Source organism: Bradyrhizobium australiense (assembly GCF_013114825.1).
Classification (GTDB): Bacteria; Pseudomonadota; Alphaproteobacteria; order Rhizobiales; family Xanthobacteraceae; genus Bradyrhizobium; species Bradyrhizobium australiense.
In genome coordinates this window covers 244093-269211 of sequence record NZ_JAAVLX010000003.1, presented here as the reverse complement: position 1 = coordinate 269211, position 25119 = coordinate 244093, and the positions used below count along the sequence as shown (strand labels likewise).

19 protein-coding genes are annotated in these 25119 nt (G+C 61.7%); 16 read left to right on the top strand and 3 right to left on the bottom strand.

Going from position 1 to position 25119, the window contains the following annotated elements; all coding sequences use genetic code 11:
- Positions 1-218 precede the first annotated feature (218 nt).
- From HCN58_RS08400 to HCN58_RS08390, 3 genes are all read left to right on the top strand, one after another.
- Complete coding sequence (locus tag HCN58_RS08400; protein WP_311966800.1) at positions 219-3383, top strand: AMP-binding protein; 3165 nt, start codon at positions 219-221, stop codon at positions 3381-3383.
- A 153-nt stretch (positions 3384-3536) separates the two neighbouring features.
- Complete coding sequence (locus HCN58_RS08395; protein WP_171578895.1) at positions 3537-3725, top strand: hypothetical protein; 189 nt, start codon at positions 3537-3539, stop codon at positions 3723-3725.
- A gap of 191 nt (positions 3726-3916) precedes the next feature.
- Complete coding sequence (locus HCN58_RS08390) at positions 3917-5677, top strand: adenylate/guanylate cyclase domain-containing protein (protein ID WP_171578894.1); 1761 nt, start codon at positions 3917-3919, stop codon at positions 5675-5677.
- A 147-nt stretch (positions 5678-5824) separates the two neighbouring features.
- Here the strand turns inward: HCN58_RS08390 and HCN58_RS08385 are convergent, their stop codons facing one another.
- Both HCN58_RS08385 and HCN58_RS08380 read right to left on the bottom strand, forming a co-directional pair.
- Complete coding sequence (locus HCN58_RS08385; protein WP_171578893.1) at positions 5825-6676, bottom strand: phytanoyl-CoA dioxygenase family protein; 852 nt, start codon at positions 6674-6676, stop codon at positions 5825-5827.
- 201 nt (positions 6677-6877) lie between these two features.
- Positions 6878-7948, bottom strand: coding sequence for a DUF2336 domain-containing protein (locus HCN58_RS08380; RefSeq protein ID WP_171578892.1), 1071 nt, complete (start codon positions 7946-7948; stop codon positions 6878-6880).
- Positions 7949-8283: 335 nt separating this feature from the next.
- On the opposite strand from HCN58_RS08380, the gene rimP reads away from it, so the two are divergent.
- The 9 genes from rimP (at position 8284) to HCN58_RS08335 (ending at position 19582) form a co-directional block, all read left to right on the top strand.
- Positions 8284-9048 (top strand): ribosome maturation factor RimP, encoded by a 765-nt coding sequence (gene rimP, locus HCN58_RS08375; protein WP_171578891.1) that lies wholly within the window; start codon positions 8284-8286, stop codon positions 9046-9048.
- Between the two features lie 3 nt (positions 9049-9051).
- Positions 9052-10662, top strand: coding sequence for a transcription termination factor NusA (nusA, locus tag HCN58_RS08370; RefSeq protein WP_171578890.1), 1611 nt, complete (start codon positions 9052-9054; stop codon positions 10660-10662).
- Positions 10663-10737: 75 nt separating this feature from the next.
- Positions 10738-11418, top strand: a complete 681-nt coding sequence (locus HCN58_RS08365; RefSeq protein WP_171578889.1) for an RNA-binding protein — start codon at positions 10738-10740, stop codon at positions 11416-11418.
- Between the two features lie 80 nt (positions 11419-11498).
- Positions 11499-14150, top strand: coding sequence for a translation initiation factor IF-2 (gene infB, locus HCN58_RS08360; RefSeq protein WP_171578888.1), 2652 nt, complete (start codon positions 11499-11501; stop codon positions 14148-14150).
- Between the two features lie 159 nt (positions 14151-14309).
- Entirely contained in the window at positions 14310-14723 is a 414-nt protein-coding gene (rbfA, locus tag HCN58_RS08355) for a 30S ribosome-binding factor RbfA (protein WP_171578887.1), read from the top strand.
- The gene (truB, locus tag HCN58_RS08350) at positions 14723-15859 is read left to right on the top strand and encodes a tRNA pseudouridine(55) synthase TruB (protein WP_171578886.1); all 1137 of its coding nucleotides are present in this window, start codon (positions 14723-14725) and stop codon (positions 15857-15859) included. Before rbfA ends, truB begins: the two co-directional genes overlap by 1 nt.
- 2 nt (positions 15860-15861) lie before the next feature.
- Complete coding sequence (gene rpsO / locus HCN58_RS08345; protein WP_057854808.1) at positions 15862-16131, top strand: 30S ribosomal protein S15; 270 nt, start codon at positions 15862-15864, stop codon at positions 16129-16131.
- 319 nt (positions 16132-16450) lie between these two features.
- Positions 16451-18607: a polyribonucleotide nucleotidyltransferase gene (gene pnp, locus HCN58_RS08340; RefSeq protein WP_171578885.1), complete on the top strand. Its 2157-nt coding sequence runs from the start codon at positions 16451-16453 to the stop codon at positions 18605-18607.
- Between the two features lie 228 nt (positions 18608-18835).
- On the top strand, positions 18836-19582 hold the full coding sequence (locus HCN58_RS08335; protein ID WP_171578884.1) for a superoxide dismutase: 747 nt from the start codon (positions 18836-18838) through the stop codon (positions 19580-19582).
- Between the two features lie 102 nt (positions 19583-19684).
- Here the strand turns inward: HCN58_RS08335 and katG are convergent, their stop codons facing one another.
- Positions 19685-21838: a catalase/peroxidase HPI gene (katG, locus tag HCN58_RS08330; RefSeq protein WP_171578883.1), complete on the bottom strand. Its 2154-nt coding sequence runs from the start codon at positions 21836-21838 to the stop codon at positions 19685-19687.
- Between the two features lie 104 nt (positions 21839-21942).
- Here katG and HCN58_RS08325 point away from each other — a divergent pair, with 104 nt between their 5' ends.
- The 4 genes from HCN58_RS08325 to HCN58_RS08310 all read left to right on the top strand — a co-directional run bounded on the left by HCN58_RS08325 (position 21943) and on the right by HCN58_RS08310 (position 25067).
- Positions 21943-22881 (top strand): LysR substrate-binding domain-containing protein, encoded by a 939-nt coding sequence (locus tag HCN58_RS08325; RefSeq protein WP_171578882.1) that lies wholly within the window; start codon positions 21943-21945, stop codon positions 22879-22881.
- 29 nt (positions 22882-22910) lie between these two features.
- The gene (locus HCN58_RS08320) at positions 22911-23366 is read left to right on the top strand and encodes a GNAT family N-acetyltransferase (RefSeq protein WP_171578881.1); all 456 of its coding nucleotides are present in this window, start codon (positions 22911-22913) and stop codon (positions 23364-23366) included.
- Positions 23367-23412: 46 nt separating this feature from the next.
- Positions 23413-24282 (top strand): hypothetical protein, encoded by an 870-nt coding sequence (locus tag HCN58_RS08315; RefSeq protein ID WP_235983488.1) that lies wholly within the window; start codon positions 23413-23415, stop codon positions 24280-24282.
- Positions 24283-24470: 188 nt separating this feature from the next.
- Positions 24471-25067: a glutathione S-transferase family protein gene (locus tag HCN58_RS08310; protein ID WP_171578880.1), complete on the top strand. Its 597-nt coding sequence runs from the start codon at positions 24471-24473 to the stop codon at positions 25065-25067.
- Positions 25068-25119: the final 52 nt, after the last annotated feature.

Here is a 25119-nt window from a genome sequence, read left to right as displayed (position 1 = left end):
ACTGATGAGACTAACGTAACCGCATTCCATGCAGGCCACGGTGGATACACGCGGCCTGATAACCCTCAACGGCGCCGGAATACGAACCGGCACTGACGACCAAGGGGGCGGGCTTGTCGAAGATCATCAAAGAATTGCCATACGGATCCGCGCCCAAAAGCGTCAGAATACATCCCTTTTCGTCCCTACCAGACCTTCTCTCCGACTATGGGCGAAACGTGCCCGATCGGTACGCTATTCTGGCCTCGGGGCGCCTCCCGATGACCTATGGCGCGCTGTGGACACAGGCTAACGATGTCATTCGCGGGCTCCGGAGTATCGGAGTGGGCCGAACTGACAGGGTCGCGGTAGTATTGCCGGACGGACCAGAGGCTGCGGTAGCGATGATCACGGTTGCAGCTGGTGCGGTTTGTGTACCGCTCAATTCGGGTTTCACCTACGACGAATACCAACACTATTTCGGAGAATTGCACCTGGCTGCACTGTTGACGCACGCTGACCTGGATTCGGCCAGCCGACGCGTCGCCCACATCCTGGGCATACCCATCATCAATATATCGATGCGGCCAAACGACGGGGCCGGCGCGTTCTCGATTGTTGGCCAAGCGCCACAGCGCGCGGTCGACGACGAGCTTGCGTCAAGCGCTGACGATGCATTCATCCTCTTGACCTCGGGCAGTACGTCGCGGCCCAAAACCGTCCCCCTGACGCATGCGAGCATCTGTCTGTCGGCCCACAACGTTTGCGCCAACCTGGCACTTGGGTCTCGGGACCGATTGCTCAGCGTGCTGCCTCTCTTCCATGGGCATGGCTTGATCTCGGGGCTTGTAGCCGCGCTGGCGGCAGGCTCCAGTGTGGTCTGTACGCCAGGCTTCGATGTAACAGCATTCTTCGACTGGCTGATGGAGTTTCGACCAACCTGGTACACGGCGGTGCCGGCGATCCATCGAGCGGTGTTATCGGCGGGGGATCTCCACAAGCAGGCCGCACAGCGGTCCTCCTTGCGGCTCATTCGTTCGGCTTCTACGTCCCTGGCGCCGGACGTGCTCAGCGGACTGGAAGCCCTGTTTGGTGTCCCCGTTATCGACACCTACGGGATGACGGAAGCTGCCACCCAAATCGCCGCAAATCCTTTGCAGCGGCGAAAGCCTGGTTCAGTCGGGCAGCCGGCGGGACCCGAGATCGTGATTCTGGACAGTCAGGATCGACGATTGCCACCCGGCAGACGTGGAGAGATCGCGCTGCGGGGGCCCACAATAACCAGGGGTTACGACAATGATGCCGCCGCTACCGCCTCCGCATTTCGGGACGGCTGGTTCCGAACCGGCGACCTGGGGTATCTTGATGCGGACGGCTATCTCTTCATTGTCGGTCGGATCAAGGAGATCATCCATAAGGGCGGGCAGAAGGTCGCCCCCGCCGAGGTAGAGGAGGCTTTGCTAAGCCACCCGGATGTGATCGAAGCCGCCGTTTTCCCCGTGCGCCATGCACGACTTGGTGCGGACGTCGCCGCCGCCGTAGTACTGCGTCAGGATGCGACGGTGAGCGCAGCGATGCTCCGGGATTTCACCCGAGAACGCTTAGCTGGTTTTAAGGTCCCTGGCCTCGTTCGGATCGTGCCGGAGATCCCGAAGGGCGCCGGCGGAAAGATCAGGCGCAGTGAACTTGCGGCCGAGTTTTCCAAGATGCTGCCCGCCGCAGAGGAACGCGGCAGCAAGATGGTTTTGCCTCGCTCGAAGTTGGAGCATCGATTGGCCGGGATCTGGGCGGAGATCCTGGACATTGATCAGATCAGCGTTGACCAGGATGTCTTCGCACTCGGCGTTGATTCACTCGCGATGATGCAGATGATTATGCGTCTGGAGGAATATTTTGGCGCCGATTTTTCATTCAAGGACATCTTCGACGCACCGACCGTTGCGGCTCTGGCGCTCCGTGTCGAGTTGTCAAAAAAAAGCTCCAGCGCTTTCCTGAGCTCGCGCGATCCGCAGGCGGAAATCGTGCGCGAGAAAGGAGATGGCCCGCGACCGTTGTCCGTAGTGCAGGAGCGCATGCTGCGGATCGAGAGGGAGCTCCCCGGACTACCCCAGTTCAATCTGCCCTTCGCTTATCGGCTGCAGGGCCCGCTAAACGTTCCGGCACTCGAGCGGAGCCTTGCCGAGGTCGTGCGTCGGCACGACTCGCTACGCACGGCATTTGCCTGGGGTGACGAGACCCCGATCGCCCTCGTAGTGCCGGACGTAAATGTCAAATCGATCCTTGCCGTGCAGGATTTTTCAGCCCGGGCGGGTACCATAAATGCCCGGGCTAAGGAACTCCTGCTCATGAAGGCGGAGTTGGAAGCGGAGCGGGCATCCTTGAAGCCGATTGAAATGAACCATGCGCCGCTGTTGCGGGCGCACCTCTTTCGGCTCGATGCCAAGGACCACGTTTTGCTTCTGGTCCTGCACGATATCATCATTGATGGCTGGTCGATGGCAATCTTCATGGAGGAGCTTTCAGAGCTGTATTCCGCTTCGATTGCCGGCAAGAAGGCGCAACTGCCCGAACGAGTCTTTCAGTTTTCCGACTTTGCCCGTTGGCAGCGTCAATGGTCCGTCAGCGGTGCAGCAAACAAACAATTCGCCTTCTGGAAGAGGTGCTTGAATAAGGTCTCACCCGTCTTTGTCGCGCCGAAAAGCAACGTTGGAGGCGAACTGACATCGCGCGTCGCCCAAGAGCAATTTCAAATGCCGAATGATCTGGTGACACGTTTGAAAGCCTTGAGCCACAGCCGAGGCGTGACCCTGTTCATGAGCTTACTCACCGGGTTCAAGACCCTGCTGCTACTCCGAAGCGGACGCGGCGATCTTTGCGTGGCGACCCTGATGGCCAATCGCTCTCGACTCAGGACAGAACGCCTGATCGGTCCTTTAGCGAACACCACACTGATCCGGACCCAAATTGATGCTGACATGACCTTCAGCGAAGCGCTTAATCGCGTGCGCGACGCGGTCTTAGCTGCCCATGCCAGGCAGGAACTTCCTTTCGATGTCATTGCCGCCCGACTGGCGGAAGAAACTGGTGTGTGCCCAGCATCACTCGTTCAAGTCTATTTCGTTCTCCAGGTTGCGTTTCGTCGATCGCTCAAGCTATCCGATGTGACTGTCCGGCCGTTCCGTTATCAAGAGGGCCGGTCGGTCATGCCGATCGATCGCGCCTGGCTTTCGATAACCCTCAAGGAGACTCCGCTGGGGATTACCGGCATATGCGGGTATAAGAGCGACCTGTTCGAGCCGAACACTATCCAGAATTGGATTGCGGATTACACGGCGATCCTGGCCAAGGTGGTCGCAAACCCCAATGTGCAGCTTGGCGGTTGGTCGACATTTGAAAGTAGGTGAACAAGAATTGGTGCGTCTGGCCGCGCGTAGGGTCCGACATGCTTGATGATTTGGATATCATCCAACTTGATTATCCGCTCGATATTGTCGACACTCCATGACTGGCTCACCGGCAAGCGATTGATTAAATCTGATTAGCCACCGGAGGAAGCGATGTGTAGATTTGCTGTAGATCTGATTGACTTCGAGGAATTGAGTGTCGCGCAGAAGAAAGCTCTCCTGAAAGATTTGCAGAAGCGCAGGGATGCTCTTGAAGCGCAGCTGGATGGCGTCAATGAGTCGCTAAAGGATGTCAACCAAGCGCTCAAGGCGGTCGCGAAAAAATCGAAGCGCCGCTCCTAAGTCGACGGCACCATCTTCATTCTCGCCATCCTCGCTAGGGTGAGCGACGCTGATCGAAGCCAGGGGTCGAACTCGCCGTTTCGAACGCGGACTGGCGCGGCTCGAAGGAGCGTCTCGGAGCTCAATAGACACGCTCTATTTCCGGCAATAGATTTCACCCCAGAAATCCGATCGGATCGGGGCTAGTTTTTATGGCCGCAGACCATGTTGAGCGGCGACTGAGTGCTATTTTAGTGGCCGATGTGGCTGGCTACAGTCGCCTCATGGGTGTTGACGAGGAGGGTACGCATGCCCGGCTGAACGAACATCTGTCCGCGCTCCTCTATCCCAAGATCGAGGAACACGGCGGGCGGATCATCAGAAGTGCCGGCGACGGAATATTGGTGGAATTTGCAAGCGTCGTTCAAGCGACCCGATGCGCCATTGCGATCCAGCGTGGCATGATCACACGAAACACCGACGTACCTGCTGAGAAGCGTGTGGAGTTCCGCATTGGCATCAATGCCGGCGACATCATCATAGAAGGCGGCGACATCTTCGGGGATGGAGTCAACGTCGCCGCTCGGCTCGAGGCACTTTGCGATCCCGGCGGCATCTGTGTCTCGCATCGTGTGCTAGAAGACACGCAGGATAAGGTTGACATAGTATTTGAAGACGGTGGCGAGCAACAGCTGAAGAACATTGCGCGGCCGGTGCGGATCTATCGAGCGCGGCTCGACGAGGCTCCGAGCCGACCGGCGCTTGCGCTTCCGGACAAGCCATCCATTGCCGTCCTGGCCTTTGAGAATAAGAGCGGCGACCCGGAGCAGGAGTACTTTGCGGACGGCATTTCGGAGGACATCATCACCGAATTGTCCCGCTTTTCCGAATTGTTCGTGATCGCGCGCAATTCGAGCTTCCGATACAAGGGCAGGGCGGTTGATCTGCGCCAAGTGGGCCGAGAACTCGGCGTTCGGTACGTCCTGGAGGGCAGCGTTCGTCGGGGCGGCGATCGGGTCCGTATCACTTCGCAGCTGATCGATGCTGGAACCGGCGTCCACCGCTGGGCTGAGCGCTATGACAAGGAATTAAAAGACGTATTTGCAATTCAAGATGACGTCGCGCGTACAATCGCTGCGATTCTTGCCGCGCATGTAAACATGGCGGAAGCCGAACGCACGTTGCTCAAGCCGCCCGCGACTTGGCAGGCCTACGATCATTACATGCGCGCGGCGGCTGCCTGGATCTCGTTCCAGGCGTCGTGGCAAATGGAGGATCTGTTGGAGACGCGACAGCATCTTGCGGATTCGCTGTCCATCGACCCGAAATATGCCCGCTGCTATGCGATGCTGGCGAGCACTCACCGCGTGGCCTGGCTCAATCCCCTGAACGACCAGTATTTGAGTCCAGCGGCCCTTGATCAGGCGATCAAATTGGCGCGCACGGCCATAACGCTTAATCCGAGCCTGCCCGAAGCTTATGCGGAGTTGGGATACACCATAATCCGCAAGCGCGACTTCGACGCAGCTCTTGCCGCCGCGGAAAGAGCGATAGCGCTAAACCCCACTTTTGCGGACTATCGCCTGGCGCAAGTGTTTTACTCGGTAGGAGAACCGGCCAGGGCAATTGCGATTGCCAAGATGCAAATGCGCCTTGATCCATTCCATCCGCATTTTGCGCCGCTGATCGCGGGCGTAGCCCATTATCACCTCAGAGAGTATCACGATGCGCAACACTGGTTGAGTGAAGCGATTGGCCGCGCACCCAATCACCAGTACGGCCATGCCTTCTTGGCCGCGACCTACGCTCAGCTGGGACGATTGGAAGATGCTCATACAGAGGCGGCTGAGGTTCTACGCCTAAATCCAACATATAGCATTAGCGGCACCCAGAAACGGGTATCCGTTCTCAAGCGCGCCGAAGACATGGAGCACTTGGTTGACGGGCTGCGAAAGGCGGGTCTTCCGCCATGAGTGATCAGGTTCGATCCAGACCCTTCCTGACTAAGGGCCACTTACCCGCTGTCGGGGGTTGCTTCGCGACGTCCGTTTTCGTGGGCAAAATCGGACATCTGGTTGCCGGACCAATTAATCGGATTCATGAGACCACGTCCTGGCTAGCTAAGGCTTCGCCGCCTCACCCATCATCCGCGCCTTGCGCACGTCGGTCGCTTCCCACACCATGCGCTTGCCGCGTTCACGCCCGAGCAGCTCGATCGGATCGTGGTTGTCAATGTGGCCGAACTGTCCCTTATAGACGCTGTAGCCGCATAATTCCTGCAGGCGGCGCGGAAAGCGTTTTGCGGTTTCCCGGGGAATGCCGAGTTGCAAATTTTCCTGCTGCCGCATCCAGCCCCAGCAATAGGCGCAGGAGAATGCGAAACGCCGTTCACCAGAGTCGTTGGTGCCGCCGCCGCGCCACAGCGCGCTGTCGAACAGCATCACACTGCCGGCCTTCATCGTCACGGTGACCGCATCGTAATCCCGGCCGTATTCCGGCGAGGATGGATATTTGTGGCTGCCCGGCACGATACGCGTCGCGCCATTATCGTCTCTGAAATCCGACAGCGCCCAGATCGCATTGACTGTTATCGGAATGTGCGGACGCGGCAGCGGGATCAACTGCGTGTCCTCATGGATTGGCTGCGCCTCCTGCCCCGGCCCCAGCACCAGCGAGCAGAACGACGACAACAGGCATTCTTTGTCCAGCACACGCTCCACCACCGGCAATACGTTCTCGTGCAGCGGCACTTCCCAGAACAGCTCGTCATAGGTGAGCAGGTTGTTGATGCGGACGGTCTTGAAGCCTTCGAACGACGTCTTGGCTGGGCCAAGATGATGCTCGCGCTCGATGCGCTGCAATGTCGTGATCAAACCTTCGGACAGCTCGGCGCTCGCGGCAGCTTCGATGACGGTGAAGCCGTCGTCACGGATCCTATCGGCATGGGCCTGAACCTGGACGTTTGCCAGCATGTCTTTTCCCCGCAGCTTGCAAATTGACGCTGTGCCCCGTCTTCAGCCAGCAGCATAACGCGCCGTTTGCAGGTTCGGGAGGTGTTTCCGCTCATACATTGCAAGGAGCGACAGCGACAAAGCAATCCATCTCTCAGCACGCGGAGAAATGGATTGCTTCGCTTCGCTCGCAACGACGAGCGAGCCAAGCCGGCGAGACCGCTACCGCGTCTTCCAGAACTCGACGACGCGCTGGGCGGTCATGGGCATCAGGCGCACGTAATTCACGCGCGCGTTTTCGATGTCGGCGGGGGACGCCGTCCGGTTCGGACCGAGCCGAAGCAAAATCAGCGCGCGCACCGTCGCCCATTCGAGATCGATGGCTTTGCCGGCGATCAGGATTGGATCGTAGCGCTCGCCGCTGATCAGGCGGTCGAGGGTATCGATCTTTACGCCGGTCATCGCCGACAGCGCAGCGATCGATTCTTCGTATTTGAAGGCCCTGGCAAAGTTGAGCAATGCACCTTCGCCGAGCGCGCCCTCGCGATGAAGTTTCAGCACCGTGCGCTGCGCCGGCACGAAGTCACGCCGCTCCTCGCGTTCGGACGGGCCGGTGATGGCGCTCATCGCCTGCCTGATATCGATCTGACGCTCGGGCTTGACGACCTGAAACAAGCGGCGACGGATGACGTCGATGGAGCCGGAGAGCAGCTCTTTCAATTGCGTAGGTGACAAATCGTCGCGCTGGCCGAGCCTGATCGTCAGCACGCCATCCTGGCCGGCGCGCTTGATCAGCGTCGAATAGCCGTCTGACGAAAACGCTGCGCCCGCATTGCCGGCGGCGCGCCTGACCACCGCGCGGTCGCCGCGCGCGATCATGACGTCGGTAAGATCGGCCGAGAGTGTCGGCCGCTCCGCCATCGCCAGGAGATGACCCTGACCCTTGATGGACGCAATTTCGAGCAGCATCTTTTCGTCGATGACCGGCGAGCGGCGCAGCAACGGGCCCGCGATGGTAATTTCATCTTCATGGGCGAGTTGGCCGACCAAACCGCGCGGCGCATTCGCCAGGGTCGACAAACGCTCGGCCAACTCGGCGCGCGCATCAATCTCGGCATGCGGAACGAGGCTGATCAGGACGCCGTCGAACAGGTCGACGTGATCGGCGCGGAAGCTCGCCGCACCCTGCAGGAAGAGCTCGCTGATGCGCCGCGCGGCATCGGCGCGGCGCTTGGGGTCGCCACGACTGACAATGTCGTCGAGTTCCGGGATCAGCGATGGTGAAACAATCATAAATCCACTCAAACCGGCCGAATTGGCTGGTTTTCGGGAAATCTAGGCAGGGTTTGTGAATGAATGGTTAGACTTTACCTCGCCCTCAAAGCTTGGCAAAATCGGTCTTAACGGGATTGTGGGCCTTGTCGGATTGCGGAAAAACCGCTATATCCGCGGCAACTTATGGTTCTCATACGATCGCGTATTGAGAGTGGGCCCCCCGGGACCCGCTCTTTTTTATTACCTGAATCTGCCTTGCCCAGAACGGGCCTCAAGGGCGGTTCGGGGAACCGGCCGGACCTCCGGTTAGGCCCGTCCTAAACCATGCAAGTAAGACGCTTTTGACCCTGGACATGACCGATCCAACTGCTGCTTCCGAGGATGCCGACCTCTTGGCCGAGCCCCGTCTCGTCGTCGAGCCGGGCGTGGCGGCGCGGGTATCGGCAGTGGCCGGACCGGTTCTGCAGGGAATGGGCTACCGGCTGGTCCGGATCAAAATTTCAGCCGAGGCCGGCTGCACTGTCCAGATTATGGCCGAGCGGCCCGACGGATCGATGCAGATCGAGGATTGCGAGGCGATCTCGCGGGCGCTGTCGCCGGTGCTCGACGTCGCCGATCCGATCGACCGCGCCTATCGTCTGGAGATATCATCGCCCGGCATCGATCGCCCGCTGGTGCGCCGATCGGATTTCGAGCGCTACGCCGGTCATCTCGTGAAGATCGAAATGGCGGTCGCCCATCAGGGCCGCAAGCGTTTCCGCGGGCTCCTCGCCGGTGTCGAAGGCAATGCCGTGCGGCTACATCGGGATGACACACGCGCCGACGAAAATGCCGACGTGCTTTTGGTGATGGAAGACATCTCCGATGCGCGGCTGGTTCTGACCGACGAGCTGATTGCTGAATCGATGCGGCGCGGCAAGCAGGCCGAGCGCGAGTTGAAGCAGAATCTCGGGTTGGCGCCACCGCCTCCGCCGCACGCAAAGAAGAGCGATCCGGCCAGAAGCAACAAGCCGAAGCCGAAGCCCGGCAAGAAGCCGGAGCCGGTGAATACCAAGAAACACCGCCTCGCCGCAGAAAGACTGCGCAGGGGCGAGATCGATCCTACCGAAGGAGACTAGGTCATGGCAGTCAGTGCCAACAAACTCGAACTGCTGCAGATCGCAGACGCGGTCGCCCGCGAAAAGTCGATCGACCGCGGCATCGTGATCGCCGCGATGGAAGACGCCATCGCCAAGGCGGCCCGCGCCCGTTACGGCAGCGAGACCGACGTTCACGCCGAGATCGACGCCAAGAAGGGCGAACTGCGGCTGTCGCGCCACATGCTGGTCGTCGATCAGGTCGAGAACTCGGCGAACCAGATTTCACTGGCGGACGCGCAGCGCGCCAATCCGGGCGCCCAGGTCGGCGACACCATCGCCGACACCCTGCCGCCGCTGGAATATGGCCGCATCGCGGCGCAGTCCGCCAAGCAGGTGATCGTGCAGAAGGTGCGCGAGGCCGAGCGCGACCGGCAATACCAGGAATTCAAGGACCGCATCGGCGACATCGTCAACGGCGTCGTCAAGCGCGTCGAATATGGCAGCGTGATCGTCGATCTCGGCCGCGGTGAGGCCATCATCCGCCGCGACGAGATGCTGCCGCGCGAGGTGTTCCGCAACGGTGACCGTGTCCGCGCCTACATCTTCGACGTCCGCCGCGAAACCCGCGGACCGCAAATCTTCCTCTCCCGCACCCATCCGCAGTTCATGGCGAAACTATTCGCGCAGGAAGTGCCGGAAATCTATGATGGCATCGTTGAGATCAAGGCGGTGGCCCGCGATCCCGGCTCACGCGCGAAAATCGGCGTGATTTCCCGGGATTCCTCGGTGGATCCGGTCGGCGCCTGCGTCGGCATGCGCGGCTCGCGCGTACAGGCAGTGGTGAACGAACTACAGGGCGAGAAGATCGACATCATTCCGTGGTCGCCCGACATCGCTACCTTCGTCGTCAACGCGCTGGCGCCTGCCGAAGTCGCCAAGGTCGTGATCGACGAGGACCGCGAGCGGATCGAGGTCGTGGTTCCCGACACCAACAACCAGCTCTCGCTGGCGATCGGCCGGCGCGGCCAGAACGTGCGCCTCGCTTCGCAGCTGACCGGTTGGGATATCGACATCCTCACCGAGCAGGAAGAGTCCGAGCGCCGCCAGGCCGACTTCGAGAACTCGACCCGCGTGTTCATGGAAGCGCTGAACGTCGACGAGGTGGTCGGCCAGCTGCTGGCGTCTGAAGGCTTCACGTCGGTGGAGGAACTGGCGCTGGTCGATGTCAAGGAACTGGCCGGCATCGAGGGTTTCGACGAGGAAACCGCCAACGAGCTGCAGAGCCGGGCGAGAGAATATCTGGAGCAGCTCGAAACCGAGCTGGAAAACAAGCGCAAGGAACTCGGCGTGGAAGATGCAATGAAGAAGGTCCCCGGCGTGACTTCAAAGATGCTGGTGAAGTTCGGCGAGAACGACATCAAGACGGTCGAGGATCTGGCGGGCTGCGCCACCGACGATCTGGTCGGCTGGACCGAGCGCAAGGAAGGCAGCGAGCCGACCAAGCATCCCGGCATTCTCGATGCCAACGAGATCTCGCGCGAGGACGCGGAAGCCATGATCATGCAGGCGCGCGTCATTGCCGGCTGGATCACCGAGGCCGAACTCGCCAAGCAATCCGAGGCGGCGGAAGCCACCGAAGACCAGACGGCGTAATGCGGGTGTTCCGCAAAACCGAATATCCTTTCTGCGCGCAGACCGTGCGCAGATGACTGGAGCCATCAAACAGGCATGCTCGCTTTGGCTGACCCCGATCTCGACCATGGGCCGCGGACCGACAAGTCCGCGACCATGCGGATGTGCGCGGTCAGTCGCGAGGTGCGCCCGATCGACGAGCTGATCCGGTTCGTTGTCACCCCCTCGGGCGACGTAATTCCCGATTTGAAGCGCAAGCTGCCCGGCCGTGGCCTTTGGGTATCGGCCTCGCGCCGGACGGTTGCGGAAGCGGTGCGGCGTCACCAATTTAGCAGAGGGTTCAAGCGCGACGTCCGGGTCGCGGCGACCCTTCCCGCCGACACCGAGGCCCTGCTGGAACGAAGCTGCACCGAGGCACTGGCCATGGCGGCCAAGGCCGGTCAGGTGATTTCCGGCTTTGCCAAGGTCGAGGGCCTGCTCGAACAGGGCAGGGCCGAAGTCCTGATCCACGCTTCCGACGGCGCGGCCGACGGAATCCGCAAATTGGACGCGATCGCCGGGCAAAGGGGCCGAAATATCGGTGAATCGCGGGATTTGCCGATCGTTACCGCTTTAACCTCGGCACAATTGGATTTGGCACTGGGCCGGTCAAATGTGATACATGCTGCGCTGCTCGCGGGCCCGGCGAGCAAAACGTTCCTGTCGCGCTGCCAGATCCTGGTTCGATACCGGACGGACGATGACGACAGGACCGGGGATGGCGGCCAGAAATTCTGACTGACGAAGATTGGTTCCGAAGACCTGCTTCAATGACGGTGCGGAAAACGCACAACGCTAACGAGATTAGGACTGCTTGAATGGTTGATACCAAAACGCCTGGCGACAAGACTCTGAGTGTCCCGACCAAGACCTTGACGCTGAAGCCGCGGGTCGAGACGGGCACCGTGCGCCAGAGCTTCAGCCATGGCCGGACCAAGCAGGTCGTGGTCGAAAAGCGCGGCAAGCGCCGTGTCGGCGGCGACGCACCCGTCACGGAGACGCATGCGCCGGAGCCTGCCGCCGCCAAGGCAGCGCCCGCCGCAAAGGCCCCCCTCTCCCGCCCTGCGGCAACGCCGGGCGCCGCGCCGCGCGGCGGTTCGGGCGTGGTGCTGCGAACGCTGACGGAAGACGAGCGTTCCGCCCGCGCCAGCGCGCTGGCCGACGCCAAGGTACGTGAAATCGAAGAGCGCCGTCTGGCCGAGGAAGAAGCCAAGCGCCGTGCGAGCCGTGAGGGCATTGAGCAGGCTGAACGCGAGGCCGCCGAAGCCCGCCGCAAGGCCGAGGAAGAACGGCACCGCCAGGAAGAGGAAGCCAAGCGCAAGGCCGAAGTCGAGGCCAAGAAGCGATTTGGCGAGGCCGAGACCAAGCCCGCGGCGACGGCGGCACCCGCCGCAGCGCGACCCGCCGCAGCCCGTCCGGCCGGCGCCCGTCCGGCTGCAGCGCCGCCCGTGCGCGCCCCGGGTGTTGCCGCAGACGGTTCCGATGAAGACGAAGGTCCGCGTCAGGTTCGGCGTGGCCCCGGTGGCGCCATGCGCCCCGTAGCCGCTCCCAAGACCACCCACAAGCCGGGCCCGCAAAAGGAGCGCGGGCGCCTGACGGTGGTCACCGCGCTCAACGATGACGTGCGCGAGCGTTCGATCGCCTCGTTCCGCCGCCGCACCCAGCGCCTGAAGGGCCATGCCTCGAACGAACCGAAGGAAAAGCTGGTCCGCGAGGTCACAATCCCGGAAGCGATCACCATCCAGGAACTCGCCAACCGCATGTCGGAGCGCGCGGTCGACGTCATCCGCCTTTTGATGAAGCAGGGCGCGATGCACAAGATCACCGACGTGATCGATGCCGACACCGCGCAGCTGATCGCCGAGGAAATGGGCCACACCGTCAAGCGCGTCGCCGCGTCCGACGTTGAAGAAGGCCTGTTCGACGTCGTCGACGATTCGACCGATACCGAGCCGCGCTCGCCGGTCGTCACCGTGATGGGCCATGTCGACCACGGCAAGACCTCGCTGCTCGACGCGCTGCGCCATGCCAACGTGGTGTCGGGCGAAGCCGGCGGCATCACCCAGCATATCGGCGCCTATCAGGTGACCTCGCCGGAGAGCGGCAAGAAGATCACCTTCATCGATACGCCCGGCCACGCCGCGTTCACCGCGATGCGTGCGCGCGGCGCCAAGGTCACCGATATCGTTATCCTGGTGGTGGCGGCCGATGACGGCGTCATGCCGCAGACGGTGGAGGCGATCAACCACGCCAAGGCGGCCAAGGTGCCGATGATCGTGGCGATCAACAAGATCGACAAGCCCGACGCCAAGCCGGAACGTGTGCGCACCGAACTCTTGCAGCACGAGGTTCAGGTCGAATCGTTCGGCGGTGAAGTCGTCGACGTCGAGGTTTCCGCCAAGAACAAGACCAATCTCGACAAGCTGCTCGAGATGATCGCGCTGCAGGCTGAACTTCTCGACCTCAAGACCAACTCGGAACGGCCTGCCGAAGGCACCGTGATCGAAGCCAAGCTCGATCGTGGCCGCGGTCCGGTCGCGACTGTGCTGGTCCAGCGCGGTACGCTCAGGGTTGGCGACATCATCGTGGCCGGCGCCGAAATGGGCCGGGTCCGTGCGCTGATTTCGGACCAGGGCGAGAACCTCGACGAGGCCGGACCTTCGGTGCCGGTCGAAGTACTCGGCTTCAACGGCCCGCCGGAAGCCGGCGACCGCCTTGCCGTGGTCGAGAACGAAGCCCGCGCCCGCCAGGTCACGAGCTATCGCGCCCACCAGAAGCGCGAGAACGCCGCGGCCTCGATTTCCGGCATGCGCGGCTCGCTCGAGCAGATGATGTCGCAGCTCAAGACCGCGGGCCGCAAGGAATTCCCGCTGATCGTGAAGGCCGACGTGCAAGGCTCGCTCGAAGCCATTTTGGGTTCGCTGGAAAAACTCGGCACCGAGGAAGTTGCCGCGCGCATCCTGCATGCGGGCGTCGGCGGCATCTCCGAATCCGACGTGACGCTGGCGGAAGGCTTCAACGCCGCGATCATCGGCTTTTCGGTGCGCGCCAACAAGGAAGCTGCCGCTGCCGCCAAGCGCAACGGCATCGAGATCCGCTACTACAACATCATCTACGATCTCGTCGACGACATCAAGAAGGCGATGTCCGGCCTGCTCGCGCCGACGCTGCGCGAAACCATGCTGGGCAATGCGCAGATCCTGGAAGTGTTCAACATTTCCAAGGTCGGCAAGGTCGCCGGCTGCCGCGTCACCGACGGCACCGTGGAGCGCGGCGCCAACGTTCGCCTGATCCGCGACAACGTCGTCGTGCATGAAGGCAAGCTCTCGACGCTGAAGCGCTTCAAGGATGAAGTGAAGGAAGTGCAGTCCGGCCAGGAATGCGGCATGGCGTTCGAGAATTACGGCGACATGCGTGTCGGCGACGTGATCGAGTGTTATCGCGTGGAGACGATCCAGCGCAGCCTGTAAGTCTGAACCTTACGGCTTCGTCAGAAGGATATTGAACTAGTTCGACGTCATGCCCGGCTTTATGCCGGGCATCCACGTCCTGAGAATTCAGCAGCGAGAAAGACGTGGATGGCCGGCATAAAGTCCGGTCATTACGATTTGTTTTTTTGAAGGACGGCAATGCCCCGCCACCATAACAAGAGTTCCGCGCCCGGCGGCTCGCAACGGCAATTGCGCGTCGCCGAGACGGTGCGCCATGCGGTCGCCGATATTCTGTCGCACGGTAATGTGCACGACCCCGACCTCGAAGGCCACATCATCACTGTTCCCGAGGTGCGAATGTCGCCGGACCTGAAACTCGCGACGATTTACGTGATGCCGCTCGGCGGCCGCGACATCGACGTCGTGATTGCGGCGCTCGAACGCAACAAGAAGTTCCTGCGCGGCGAGATCGCGCATCGCGTTAACTTAAAATTTGTCCCCGACCTTCGCTTTCGCGTCGACGAACGATTCGACGAAGCGGAACGGATCGAGAAATTACTAAGAACACCTGCGGTGCAGAGAGACCTCGCACCCGATACGGACGACAAGTGATGACGCTGCCCACCGCCAACCGCGTGATCGAGCAGCAAACTGCCGATTCGCACGACGCTGAAAAAGATATTTTTTCAGGCGAGTCGCGTGACGACGGCAAGCGACGCTTCGACGAAGGCGAACGCCGCACCAATAATGATCCGCGTCACAAGAAGCAGCCGCGCCAGAACAACCAGCCGCGGCGCGACAAGCGCGACGTTCATGGCTGGGTGATTCTCGACAAGCCGATCGGCATGACCTCGACGCATGCGGTTGCTGTGCTCAAGCGCCTATTCCAGGCCAAGCGTGCGGGGCACGCCGGCACGCTCGATCCGCTGGCGTCCGGCGGCCTGCCGATCGCGCTCGGGGAGGCCACCAAGACGGTTCCCTTCGTGATGGACGGGCGCAAGCGCTATCGCTTCACGGTCGCCTGGGGCGAGGAGCGCGATACCGACGATACCGAAGGGCGCGTTGTCAGGACCAGCGAGTTCCGCCCGTCAGCGGACGCGATCCGCGCCCTGCTGCCCCAGTTCACCGGCCTGATCGAGCAGATCCCGCCGCAATATTCGGCGATCAAGGTCCAGGGCGAGCGCGCCTATGATCTGGCGCGGGACGGCGAAACCGTCGAATTGAAACCCCGGCCGGTCGAGATTCACGAATTAACCCTTGTAGAACATGAAGATAACGGGCAGTCCGTGTTCGAGGCGGAGTGCGGCAAGGGCACCTATGTAAGGGCGCTGGCCCGCGATATCGGCCGGATTCTGGGCTGTTTCGGCCATATCTGCGCGTTGCGGCGGACCCTTGTGGGTCCATTCCGCGAGACGGACATGATTCCGCTGGAAGAATTGGAGGCTTTGTGCAATAGAGCCGCGTCTGGCGAGGGAAGCCTCGCCGACGCGCTTTTGCCCGTTGAGACCGCGCTGGACGACATCCCGGCACTGGCCGTCACACGGGCTGATGCGGCAAGGCTCCACAGGGGCCAAGCCGTTTTGTTGCGCGGACGGGATGCGCCCAATAGTAGCGGCACAGTCTATGTCACGGTGGCAGGCCGCCTTTTGGCGCTTGCTGAAATTGGCAATGGCGAACTCATCCCTAAGCGCGTGTTCAACCTGACCGGGCTGACTGCCAGTCCCGGTCGCAGCAATGAGAGAGTTTGACGATGTCGATTACCGCCGAACGCAAAGCGGAAGTCATCAAGACGAGTGCCACCAAAGCCGGCGACACCGGTTCCCCCGAGGTCCAGGTTGCGATCCTATCGGAACGCATCAACAATCTCACGGGCCACTTCAAGACCCACGTGAAGGACAATCATTCCCGCCGCGGCCTCCTGAAGCTGGTGTCGACGCGCCGCTCCCTTCTCGACTACATCAAGAAGAAGGACGAGGCACGTTACAAGGCGTTGCTCGAAAAGCATAACATTCGTCGTTGATTTGAGTGTACGCGCGCGCAGTTTGCGCGCGTTTTCGCATGATTTTCCGAAGAAACCGGACTCCAATTTTTGGAGACGATCATGCGCAAGGAGCATCATCCGACAAGGATCGTGCTCGACACGTCCAGCAGCAATCCGGCCGCTGGACAGGGCAAGGTGCCCGTGACTGCCGAGAGGATGGATGCCATCCGAAAGATAAAGACCATGGCAGGATCGCCGGATGCTGATCGCATATTGCGATCAGCGTCCCGCCATCTTGCGCATGGTCTTTGTGTTTTTGGGCTCCGCTCTCTCGTGAACCCATGAAAGAAAGATCACTATGTTTAATACGCATTCCGTCGAGATCGACTGGGGTGGACGTCCCCTCAAGCTGGAAACCGGCAAGATCGCCCGTCAGGCCGACGGCGCCGTGATGGCGACCTATGGCGAGACCGTCGTGCTCGCCACCGTCGTTGCCGCCAAGACGCCGCGCGAGGGCGTCGACTTTCTGCCGCTGACCGTCGACTACCAGGAAAAGACCTACGCCGCGGGCCGCATTCCCGGCGGCTACTTCAAGCGCGAAGGACGTCCGACCGAAAAGGAGACGCTGGTCTCCCGCCTGATCGACCGCCCGATCCGTCCGCTATTCGCAGACGGCTGGCGCAACGAGACGCAGGTGATCGTCACCGTGCTCTCGCACGACATGGAGAACGATCCCGACGTGCTGTCGATGGTCGCCGCCTCGGCCGCGCTGACGCTGTCGGGCGCTCCGTTCAAGGGCCCGATCGGCGCCGCGCGCGTTGCCTTCAGCAACGACGAATACATCCTCAACCCGACGCTCGATGAAATGACCGACACGCAGCTCGATCTCGTCGTCGCCGGCACGTCGGATGCGGTGCTGATGGTCGAATCCGAAGCCAAGGAGCTCTCGGAAGAGATCATGCTCGGCGCGGTCATGTTCGGTCATCGCCATTTCCAGCCGGTGATCAGGGCGATTATCGAGCTGGCCGAGAAGGCCGCCAAGGATCCGCGCGAAGTCACCACCATCGACAACAGCGAGATCGAGAAGGAAATGCTCGGCCTGGTCGAGCAGGACCTGCGCGCGGCTTACGCGATTCCGGTCAAGCAGGAACGCTACGCGGCGGTCGGCAAGGCCAAGGAAAAGGTGATCGCGCACTACTTCCCGGAAGGCCAGGAGCCGAAATACGACAAGCTGCGCATCGCCGGCGTGTTCAAGGAGCTCGAAGCCAAGATCGTGCGCTGGAACATCCTCGACACCGGCAAGCGTATCGACGGCCGCGACGTCAAGACGGTACGCAACATCATCGCCGAAGTCGGCGTCCTGCCGCGCGCCCACGGCTCGGCGCTGTTCACCCGCGGTGAGACCCAGGCTATGGTCGTGACCACGCTGGGCACCGGCGAGGACGAGCAGTATATCGACGCGCTGTCGGGAACCTACAAAGAGACGTTCCTGCTGCACTACAACTTCCCGCCCTACTCGGTCGGTGAAACCGGACGTCTCGGCGGCACCAAGCGCCGCGAGATCGGCCACGGCAAGCTCGCCTGGCGCGCGATCCACCCGGTGCTGCCGCCGCATCACGAATTCCCCTACACGGTGCGCGTGGTCTCCGAGATCACCGAATCCAACGGCTCGTCGTCGATGGCTTCGGTGTGCGGCGCCTCGCTGGCGCTGATGGATGCGGGCGTTCCCTTGAAGCGGCCGACCGCGGGCATCGCGATGGGCCTCATTCTCGAAGGACAGCGCTTTGCGGTCCTTTCCGACATTCTCGGCGACGAGGATCATCTCGGCGACATGGACTTCAAGGTGGCCGGCACCGACCAGGGCATCACCTCGCTGCAGATGGACATCAAGATCGAGGGCATCACCGAGGAGATCATGAAGGTCGCGCTCGGTCAGGCCCGAGAGGGGCGTGTCCACATCCTCGGCGAAATGGCCAAGGCGCTGACCAACGCCCGCGCCGAGCTCGGCGAATACGCGCCGCGCATAGAGACCTTCAAGATCGCGACCGACAAGATCCGTGAAGTGATCGGCACCGGCGGCAAGGTGATCCGCGAGATCGTCGAAAAGACCGGCGCCAAGGTCAACATCGAGGATGACGGCACCGTCAAGGTCGCCTCCAATGACGGCGAGGCGATGAAAGCTGCCATCAAGTGGATCAAGTCGATCGCCTCCGATCCGGAGATCGGCCAGATCTATGAGGGCACCGTGGTCAAGGTGATGGAGTTCGGCGCCTTCGTGAACTTCTTCGGCGCCAAGGACGGTCTCGTCCACATCAGCCAACTCGCCGCCAACCGCGTGCAGAAGACCTCCGACGTCGTCAAGGAAGGCGACAAGGTCAAGGTCAAGCTGCTCGGCTTCGACGACCGCGGCAAGACCCGGCTGTCGATGAAGGTGGTCGATCAGGTGACCGGAGAGGACCTCGAGGCCAAGCAGAAGGCGGAAGGCCAGGCGCCGCGCGAAGCAGCCGGCGAGTAAGGCATCGCTAAAATGTGAACAAAAGGGCGGCCGAACGGCCGCCCTTTTTTGTTGGCCGCCTGAGTTACACTGCCAGGACCGCGGCACCTGCGCGATTCCGTCGCAGGGGTATGAGGAAACAAAACGAAACCCGACCCCGCCCCTCACCCGTAACTTGCCGCGCGCAGCGGCCTACGGCGTCCCGTCCACACATATTCACCAAGCTCACCTATAGATAAGGAGAATTCGATGTCATCCATGTCCCGGCGCCATCTGATGTTTGCAGCAACCGGTATCGCGGCGGTGGCTGCAGCGCCACGTCTCGTCTTCGCGCAGGCGGCCGCTCCTGCTCCGGCCGCCGCCCCCACCGGCCCCTTCACGCTGCCGCCGCTGACCTATCCGACCAATGCATTCGAGCCCCATATCGATGCCAAGACGATGGAAATCCATCATGGCAAGCACCATGCCGCCTACGTCGCCAACCTCAACAACGTCGCCAAGACCAATTCGCAATTGGGCACGGCGAAATTTGAGGACGTGCTCGGCAATCTGAATGCGCTCGACGACAGTATCAAGTTCACCGTCCGCAACAATCTCGGCGGCCACGCCAACCACACCATGTTCTGGGAAATCATGGGCCCGAACGGCGGCAAGCCGGAGGGCGAGGTGCTGGCCGCGATCGATCGCGATCTCGGCGGTATGGAAAAATTCCAGAACGATTTTAATGCCGCCGGCGGACGCCAGTTCGGCTCGGGCTGGGTGTTCGTGACGGTGAGCAAGGAAGGCAAGCTCGCGATCGAGACCCGGCCGAACCAGGACAACCCGATGATGGATGGCAGGCGCGCGCTGATGGGCAACGACGTCTGGGAGCACGCCTATTATCTGAATTACCAGAACCGCCGTGCGGATTATCTCAAGGCGTGGTGGAATACGGTGAACTGGGCCAAGATCGCCGAGCGCTATGCTGCGGCCAAGGCCGGCACGCTTGGCGCGTGATGCGAATTCGATGTGAAAAGGGCGGCCTCTCGGCCGCCCTTTTGTTTTCCAAGTCTGCTCCAGGAATCGCTTCGCCCAACGGCGCGAAAGCCGCTCGTAAGATCAGGCGATGTCGAACCGATCGAGGTTCATCACCTTGGTCCACGCCGCCACGAAGTCTTTGGCAAACTTTTCCTTCGAGTCCGTGCAGGCATAGACCTCCGCGAAGGCGCGGAGCTGCGAGTGCGAGCCGAAGATCAGGTCGACGCGGGTGCCGGTCCACTTGACCGCATTGCTCTTCCGGTCTCGGCACTCGTACACGCCCTCGGAGCCGGCAGGCTGCCACTGCGTGCCCATGTCGAGCAGGTTGACGAAGAAGTCGTTGGTCAGCGTGCCCGGCTTTTGGGTGAAGACGCCGTGCTTCGATCCGCCGAAATTCGCACCGAGAACGCGCAGGCCGCCGAGAAGAACTGTCATCTCGGGTCCTGTCAACCGCAGCAATTGCGCCCGGTCCACCAAGGCCTCTTCAGGCTTCATGAACTGATGCTTCTTGCTGTTGATATAGTTGCGGAAGCCGTCGGCACGCGGTTCAAGCGGGGCGAAGGATTCGACATCGGTCTGGTTCTGCGAGGCGTCCATGCGACCCGGCGTGAACGGCACCTTGAGGTCTAGTCCGGCGTCCTTGGCGGCTTTTTCGACCGCCGCGCAGCCGCCGAGAACGATCAGGTCGGCAAGCGAAACCTTCTTGCCAAACTCCTTCTGGATCGCTTCGAGCTTCTGCAGCACGGTCTTGAGCTCGGCCGGCTGGTTGATCTCCCAGTCCTTCTGCGGGCTGAGGCGAATCCGCGCGCCATTCGCGCCACCGCGCTTGTCGGAGCCGCGGAACGTCGAGGCCGACGCCCATGCGGTCGAGACGAGCTGGGACACCGACAGGCCAGAGGTGAGAATCTTGGCCTTCAGCGCGGCGATGTCCTGCTCGCCGATCAGCGGATGATCGACCGCCGGGATCGGGTCCTGCCAGATCAGCGTTTCCCTCGGCACCAGCGGGCCGAGATAGCGCGCGATCGGGCCCATGTCACGGTGCGTGAGCTTGAACCAGGCGCGCGCGAACGCATCCGCGAACTGGTCCGGATGCTCGTAGAAGCGCCGCGAGATCTTCTCATAGGCCGGGTCGAGGCGCAGCGACAGATCGGTGGTCAGCATGGTCGGCACATGCTTCTTCGATTTGTCGTAGGCGTCCGGGATCGTGGCTTCCGCCCCTTTCGCCTTCCACTGCTTCGCACCGGCCGGGCTCTGCGTCAGCTCCCATTCGTTTTCGAACAGGTTCTTGAAGAACAGATTGCTCCACTTCGTCGGCGTCTGCGTCCACGTGACTTCAGGACCGCCGGTGATGGCGTCGGCGCCGACGCCGGTGCCATGCTTGCTCTTCCAGCCGAGGCCCTGATCCTCGAGCGCGCCGCTTTCCGGGTCGGGCCCCACCAGCGACGGATCGCCGGCGCCGTGGGTCTTGCCGAAGGAGTGGCCGCCGGCAATCAAGGCGACGGTTTCTTCGTCGTTCATCGCCATGCGGAAGAAGGTTTCGCGGATGTCCTTGGCCGCCGCGAGCGGGTCCGGATTGCCGTTCGGTCCTTCCGGATTGACGTAGATGAGGCCCATCTGCACGGCGCCAAGCGGCTCCGCGAGCTGACGTTCGCCGCTGTAGCGTTCGTCGCCGAGCCAGGTGCCCTCAGGACCCCAGAACAGCTCTTCCGGCTCCCAGACGTCGGCGCGGCCGCCGGCGAAGCCGAACGTTTTGAAGCCCATCGATTCGAGCGCGACGTTGCCGGCGAGAATCATCAGGTCGGCCCACGAGATTTTCCGGCCGTATTTCTGCTTGATCGGCCACAACAGCCGGCGCGCCTTGTCGAGATTGGCGTTGTCAGGCCAGCTATTGAGCGGCGCAAAACGCTGCTGACCGGCGCCGGCACCGCCGCGGCCGTCCGTGATGCGGTAGGTGCCCGCGCTGTGCCACGCCATACGGATCATCAGGCCGCCATAGTGGCCGAAGTCGGCCGGCCACCATTCCTGCGATTCCGTCATCAATGCATGCAAGTCCTTGATCACGGCATTGAGGTCAAGCGTCTTGAATTCCTTGGCATAGTCGAACGCCTCGCCCATCGGATCGGACAGCGTGGAATTGCGATGCAAAACCGAAACATCAAGCGCGTCCGGCCACCAGTCGCGGTTCGTGCGCGCGCGGTTGCCGCCCGAGAACGGGCATTTGGTTTTGTCGTCCATGATTGCCTCCTGAGGTCCGCTTCCTGTTCGGATTGCAAGCACTCTAAGCAGCGCCTTCCATCAGGGGAAGTTGATTTTAGTGATCGGACTGATAAGATATTCTGATGATCCAGATGACGCTCCGACAGCTCCGCTATTTCGATGCGCTGGCACGTCACGGCCATTTCGGGCGCGCGGCGGAGGCGTGTTCGATCTCGCAGCCGGCGCTCTCGATGCAGATCAAGGAAATGGAGGAAGTCTTGGGCGGCGTGCTGCTGGAACGCGGCGCGCGGCAGGTCACGCTGACGAAGTTCGGCGAGGAGATCGTTCAGCGGGTGCGCGACATCCTGCGCTCGGTTGACGAGCTCGGAGATTTCGCGCGCGCCTCGCGCGACCGGCTCGCGGGGCGCTTGCGCATCGGCATGATCCCCACCATTGCGCCCTATCTGCTGCCGAAAGTAATCGAGAATCTCGCGCGCCTGCATCCCGAGCTCGACGTTCACGTGCGCGAGACGCTGACGCCAAAGCTGATCAAGGAGGTCACGGAGGGCCGGCTCGATACCGCGATCGTGGCGCTGCCGGTGTCGGAGCCTTCGCTGACCGAGGTTGCGTGTTTTTCTGAGAATTTCCTGCTGGTGCGGCGGGGCGAGGACGAGGGAACGCCGGTGCCGAGCCATGAAACGCTGCGCGAAATGCGACTCTTGCTGCTCGAGGAGGGACACTGCTTCCGCGACCAGGCGCTGTCGTTCTGCAACATGCAATCCTCGCCGCCGCGGGAAGTCCTCGACGCGAGCTCGCTGTCGACGCTCGTGCAAATGGTCGGCGCCGGCATCGGCGTCACCCTGATCCCGGAAATGGCGGTCGCGGTGGAAACCCGCTCGGCGCCGGTTTCCGTGGCCCGCTTCGGCAATCCGCAGCCGTCGCGGACCATCGGCATGGTCTGGCGCAAGACGAGCCCGCTCGCCGGACAGCTCCAGCAAATCTCTGAGGTGGTTTGCCTCGCCGCCGACGCGTTGCGCGAACAGCGCAAGACGGGATCATCATCACGGAAATCACGGGCCTGACGAGTCAGGCGTCTCGGGAGATACTGACCATGCCACAACCCGTCATCCGCCTCGCCCGTACGGACGAATATGACGAGGTCGCCCGGATCTGGATGGAGAGCTGGGTGTCTACCGGACTGGAAGAAGCCTCCAACTTCCTGCTGGCAAAATTGCGCGCGCGCGTCCCGATGGAGGTGGAGCAGGGCTGGAGCCTTTACGTCGCCGACGACAACGGAAAACTGGCGGCGATGCTCGCGTTGCATGTTTCAGATCGCTATCTCGACCAGTTGTTCGTCGCGCCGGAATATCAGGGCAACGGCCTCGGGCGCCGACTGCTCGCCTTCACTCGGCAACATCTGCCGGATGAAATCTGGCTGCGCTGCGTGCGAGAGAACGAAAAAGCCTGGCGCTGGTACGAGCGCGAGGGATTTGCTTTCGAGAAGGAGCAGGCCGAACCCACGACCGGCTTCGCGATGAAATATTATCGATGGAGAAAATCGGCGTGAAAGCCACCGCTCGGCTTGCGAACGGCGCCTGCACCCTCTAGTTTGGATGCTCAGTGTCATCAACTCTCGTTCTTCAGCCATGCTCCGTAGCTTCGCTGCCGCCATCCTCGTGTCATGCTTCGCGGCAGATGGATGGGCCCAATCTCCTTCAACAACGAACGCCCCGGCGGCATCGACACCCGCAAAGGCCGTCACAAAGAAAACGGCGCCCAAAGCCAAGACAGCCGCAAAGCAATCGGTTGCTGCGGAAACGGGTCCTTGCCGACTTGGCGTAATCTCGGCGCTCGGGGACCGCTTTGCTGTACAAAAATTCGGCCTCACGATATTTGAGACCGAGGAGAGCGCGGTCACGGTCGAGGGATGGGGAATCGATGATCTTGTAGTCGCGCGTGTACGCGCCGCGAGCGGCACTGATCCAGCAGTGCGGAGGATCACATATCCGAAGGGCGCATTTGAGCCCTTCTATAATCCGACATCACGATTCTTGCCCGACCCGCGCGAGGGCCTGCCGGCGATCGTCAGAAGCATCACGTCAGCAGCCAACTGCGAACGCTACCTTGTTGTAACCCGCTTCAAAGGGCAGGTGCCGGGCACCAATCTCTTGCTTGACGGAATCGGTGCATATAGTCGCGGGCTAGGATCACTCGTCAGGCACTCGCATCTGTTCGCTAATGTCGGGCTGACTCTGCTCGACGGCCGCAATTACGAGATTATCAGCCGCCCATTCGCGGGGCTCGGTACGCGACTGGCCGAAGGCTTGCGATTGACCGAAGATCCGCTCACCAAACTCGACAACTCGCTGTTTCCCGAACCGGCGACAGGCGTTCCGGGTAATGCGATGCTTCGCGAAAGAACCCGTGCGCTGGTTGCGGCAAGGCTCGATCAGACGCTGCCTGACTATCTCAAGAACGATTAAGCACTCCGGCATAGCGGGCCATGATGGTTCGAGTCTCTGGAATCGCCAACCGATCTGCTGCACGAATAAAGTTGACCAATATATCGCTGGAGCACGGCTCGTTCGTTCTAGGCGTAGTGCGTTGCCAATTCGCAGCAGACGCGCAATGAACAGGCGCTGTTCGTCCACACCGACGAAAGGTTCGTCCCATGATCCAACTCTACTGGTCGCCGCGTTCGCGCTCGTTCTCCGCCATATGGCTCCTGGAAGAAACCGGATTGCCTTACGAGCGCGTGCTAACTGACATCACCACGGGCGCGCAGAAGGCGCCGGAATATCTCGCGATCAATCCGATGGGCAAGGTACCGGGGCTCAAGGACGGCGACGCCGCGCTCGGGGAAGCGGCCGCGATCTGCGCCTACATCGCCGACCGCTATCCCGAAACCAACCTTGCACCGGCCGCAACCGATCCGCTGCGCGCGAGATACCTGCAGTGGCTGTTCTTTTCGCCGACTTGCATCGAGCCGGCGCTGATCCAGCTCTTCACAAAACTCGAGGTGCTGCCGAGCACGGCCGCCTGGGGAAGTGCAACGCAGACGTTCGACGTGCTCGATGCCGCCCTGCAGAAGGGCCCATGGATTCTCGGCGAGAAGTTCTCCGCCGCCGACATCACGATAGGTTCCGGGCTGCATTTTGCGGTACGAATGTTCAAGATGGTGCCGGCGCGGCCGTCGTTCGATGCCTATCTCGACCGCTGCGCGGCGCGCTCCGCGTTCCAGCGCGCAGAGAAGATCGCGGCGGGGTGAAGGCGCCGCCGTTGTCGTAATCCACGAAGGCGGGTGACCCAGTATTCCAGGG